The 4,014-nt window shown below is 38.4% G+C and carries 4 protein-coding genes and 1 pseudogene; all 5 read right to left on the bottom strand.

Annotated features, from left to right (window positions below; translation table 11 throughout):
* Positions 1-216 precede the first annotated feature (216 nt).
* Positions 217-780 carry a suppressor of fused domain protein gene (locus BM377_RS15870; RefSeq protein ID WP_092250943.1) on the bottom strand — a complete coding sequence of 188 codons (564 nt, stop codon included), beginning with the start codon at positions 778-780 and terminating at the stop codon, positions 217-219.
* Between the two features lie 15 nt (positions 781-795).
* A complete protein-coding gene (locus BM377_RS16655) occupies positions 796-2,790 on the bottom strand; it encodes a GH-E family nuclease (protein ID WP_092250941.1) in 1,995 nt (664 codons plus the stop codon).
* 11 nt (positions 2,791-2,801) lie between these two features.
* On the bottom strand, positions 2,802-3,206 hold the full coding sequence (locus tag BM377_RS15860; protein WP_092250939.1) for a hypothetical protein: 405 nt from the start codon (positions 3,204-3,206) through the stop codon (positions 2,802-2,804).
* Between the two features lie 12 nt (positions 3,207-3,218).
* Positions 3,219-3,521, bottom strand: coding sequence for a hypothetical protein (locus BM377_RS15855; protein ID WP_092250937.1), 303 nt, complete (start codon positions 3,519-3,521; stop codon positions 3,219-3,221).
* Between the two features lie 255 nt (positions 3,522-3,776).
* Positions 3,777-4,014 (bottom strand): annotated as a pseudogene (locus BM377_RS15850) (group II intron reverse transcriptase/maturase); the annotation flags it as partial.

Genomic DNA, 4,014 nt, shown 5'->3' with positions numbered 1-4,014 from the left:
ACCTTTAAATTATCGTGAGAGAAAATTCCTATCTGATCAATCCATTCTTTATATGACGTTCTAATGCTATATTTATGTACATAATGTCTTGTGTTAATACATGCAGTTGAAACCAGCGTTAATGCTATTAGAATGAATGCGATAATCCATTTTTGTTTATTCATATTTTTGCGCATTACTCACATTTCTCTAAGTAATCTTGATACTTCTCATAAGTTATATTATTGATTTTCTATTTAGATTAAAAATATCGATATCAGCTTCTTCGAATTTATCTTCTAAAGACTCCCAGCCATTTACAATAGCATATTCCTTTTCCTTGTCTGAAATTGGTATAATTAGTAACCATGCTACACTTCTATCTCTAAATTCAAGCGTTTCAAATCCATCCCATAGAAATGGATTCATCAAATATACATGCTTCATTTCAGAATCAATACAATACTCAGATATAACATTTTGAATAATATCCCCATAAGAACACTTCTTTTTTTTCATAACTTCAAATGCAACAGTAGATAAAACATTAGCAAAGTGCTTTTCTTTCTTATCACAAGCACCTATAAGCTCCACTCTTAAACTTTTGTCATTGCTTACTAAACCTATCTCACACTCAGATAAACCAATAGTCGCATACGAAACCACCCCACTATATGGTCTATCTAAAGATGAAAAAATATCAACACTATTTTTTTGATCATCATCCCAATAGCGAAAAACTTGGGGCTTTCCTCCTATTACTTCAAGTTCCTTTTGGGCAATTATTTTTTTTATTTCCATCGTTTTTACTCCAATCTAATCACCAAAATAATTATCTGTTATGTCTTCACCTTTATGAGACCTATTCGAACTGGGTAATTCTGGTCTATAATGCTCAGGATTATTGTATTCATCTAAAAATTGTTTTCGTGGTATTCCTCTGCTTTCAGCACTTTGTTGATGCTTTCTAAATTCATATCCTGGTTTATGCCCCATATCCCACGGTTCTGATTTATCCATAACCTTTTTAGTAACTGGGTCAATTACATCCCCATTACTATTTTTAGCATTATCCCAAACTTTGTCTCGGACTCCTTTTCTAAAGCCAGACGGTCTATCATATGATACTTGAGAATTCAAACCATCTTCAGCTGCACTTCCGCCCTTTTCGACTGCCTTTGCTACATCATCGCCTTTGTCTGCAAGCTTTTCCGCTTCTGAAGCAACTTTCGCCACATCATCCGAAGCTTCTGCTGCGACTTCTGCAGTGTCTTCAATCTTCTTTAAAGTCACTTCCGCTTCTTCTGCAGTTTTTGCTATATCATCAGCTTTATCTGCTACCTTCTCGATATCGTCAAGCTTATCGACTACTCTTTCTACGTCGTCGATCTTATCGACTGCTCTTTCGATATCATCAAGTGAATTGATTATCGTCTCGCCTGCCTCGGCTGCTACTTCTCCGGTCTTGGCTGCTTCTCCGGCTTTTGGTCCTGCGCCGGCTTCGCCCCCAACAAAAAAGCTTCCTATCGTTGTTAGAAGATACCCTGCTGACTCATACCCATCTTCCACGCTCATGCTATCTATCTTTTGGGGAGCCTTATCATTTAGGATATTGTAAAGCGTGATCACATGCTCTCGTTTTTCTCCTGCCCATGCGGCAAGATCTTTTGGAAGATTGTCAGTGCCGTTTTTCTCAACGTACTTGACTCCTTTATCCGCTATACCGTTAATCCCTTTTCCTATCTTAAATCCAAGGTCAGGAAGTTTCAAGAATCCGGTCACGGTTTCTACCACTACTGAAAAACCGCCACGTTGAAATGCTTTGTAATTCGTCTTGGCGTTCTTCTCAGTATCAGCAAAGGTTCCAGTCTCAAGATAACTCTGTACACCACCAGCAAGCTCAAAGAATGTAAACAGTCCCATGGAACTTAATTTATAATAATAGGTATTGTCAGGCTGATTATTTATTATCTCTTTGCCAATATCCTTGATCTTTGGCTCAATATAATCACCCATGGCTGAGAGTATCTTTGCACCCTGTTCCATACGCTTTAGCTTTTCTTTTCCATCATACCCTCTGCATATATCTTGGATGTTTACTTCCTTGACAGCTTTCATTCCTCGAAGTTCTGCTACCTTTATCAAGGTCTCTTCCATATGCGGCTCATAAACCTCCATCTGATCCAGCGCCGCCGCTCTGAGTTTCATATCTTCCGTAAGATCATAGACATACTCTTCAAGGCCTGATCTGTTTACATAATTCCATGCATTTTCATCGAATCTTTCAAAATCCTTTATACACTTATCTATATATTCTCCGTCTCCGCAGATTTTATCAAGTGCACGCCTTGGCGGATCATAATCAGGCCTGGTAAATGTGCAATCCGTTATCTCGCTATACTTATCTGCCATCTCCTGCAGATAAGCTGCATCTTCCTCGATACCTTTCCCCAGATAATCCAGCCCATAATAGAAGTCCTCTATATTTCTTTTTATCCCCTTAAGGACATCGGTATCTATACGAGCCTTTGGCGATGAATCAACAGTGCCTTCAAACTCGCCTTTTATCTCGTTGTACATATGATAGAGTCTGTTCTGTATATTAAGCTGCTCGTGGTGAAAATCCAGCTGTTTATCCCTTATATATCTTTTAGATGCTTCTGCTGCTTTTCCGACAAATGTTTCATTATGAACATATCTGTTATAATCTGCTTCAAGAGGAGCAGCTTTCTGCGCATAGCTTTCGAACTGATCATAGAGATTCTCTATGAACTGATTTGCCTCTTCGGCGTCGTAACTCTTTCCCATCATTAATTCCCCATTTATTGCGTTTCCTGATTTCCATTATCCTGAAGGTTTTCCAGCTCATCTTTTTCAGCTTCAAGATGTTCTATTCTTTTTTTCCATTCCTCTATACATTTCTCCAGTCTTTCTATTTCCGCCGCTATCTCATCAAGGAGAACCGCCGTGGATTTCTGTGAATTCTCTGTATGAACGCATCCATCTGTCTGTAAATCTGCCGCCTCACACTCTCTATCGCCCCTCCACTTGGATGCTCTGGTCATATCGTATAATTTAAATGGATTATAGATGTCACTGTTTATATCTTCTTTTTTCTTTGTAACTCGCCCTTGCACTTCTCTAAGTATTGCTATAAATTCTGTTGCTTTATTAACCTTTTCCCAAAGTTCATCTATCTCTGCTTGTATCTCTTCAATAGTCCGCATATTTATTACCCATTATCTTTTGTTTACATCAACCTTTAAACTGGAAGCAACTGCATTATCTACATTTATCATGCTGTTCCGCATCTTAAGAAATGAAACAGGAAGTGTCATGCCCGATCCATCTTTGTACACATCTGATGAATTAAGCACATCCTTTAAGAGCTTGGTCATTTTCTTACCTACAGCGGTGTTGTCCCAGGTATCTACTTTATCTAATACTGATTTGGAAAGGACACAATTAGATGCGGAGATGCCAATAGAATCGACTATCTCCTTAAAGACGTTTGTGTCCATAAAGACTTTATTATCTGCCATTTTCCCCTTCTCTTTCCTTTTCCCCTATGATTGTATTTGTAAACGTCTAATTAACATATTAGCACGGTTACACCTTCTTTTTCAAGAGAGATATGAAAATTTGTAAATAATCTTTTGCGAATGATGCATTATTAAAAATCTAGATTTTCGAAGTCCGTTTTTGTGTTAAATACAATATTTTTTGATCGAGTAGGAGGGAGTGATTAGCTCCCGTCCTCTCACAGCACCGTACGAACCGTTCGGTATACGGCGCTTTCAATAGTTGACGTGCATAGACTGATAGGCTGTGGCTAAATCATAAAAGCCACTGTTTATCAGTCTTTCTTTTGATAAGGCACGGTTAACCGCGCCCATACCAGACACAAACCAATAGCCTCTACGGCTGTTGGCTGTAATATGTGCATAGTATTCGGGTATCCCCAGTTTAATAAGATTTCTCTTCTTTGTCTTGGGAAGTTTCCACTGTTTCCATATGCACATGCGTATTCTGTGA

Source organism: Butyrivibrio sp. INlla21 (assembly GCF_900116875.1).
Classification (GTDB): Bacteria; Bacillota; Clostridia; order Lachnospirales; family Lachnospiraceae; genus Butyrivibrio.
This window is presented reverse-complemented; position numbering and strand designations above follow the sequence as displayed.

What these genes read in the sequence shown, in the direction of transcription:
- BM377_RS15870 (WP_092250943.1), bottom strand. Translation starts at nt 780, where the DNA reads ATGGAAATAAAAAAAATAATTGCCCAAAAGGAACTTGAAGTAATAGGA.
- BM377_RS16655 (WP_092250941.1), bottom strand. Translation starts at nt 2,790, where the DNA reads ATGATGGGAAAGAGTTACGACGCCGAAGAGGCAAATCAGTTCATAGAG.
- BM377_RS15860 (WP_092250939.1), bottom strand. Translation starts at nt 3,206, where the DNA reads ATGCGGACTATTGAAGAGATACAAGCAGAGATAGATGAACTTTGGGAA.
- BM377_RS15855 (WP_092250937.1), bottom strand. Translation starts at nt 3,521, where the DNA reads ATGGCAGATAATAAAGTCTTTATGGACACAAACGTCTTTAAGGAGATA.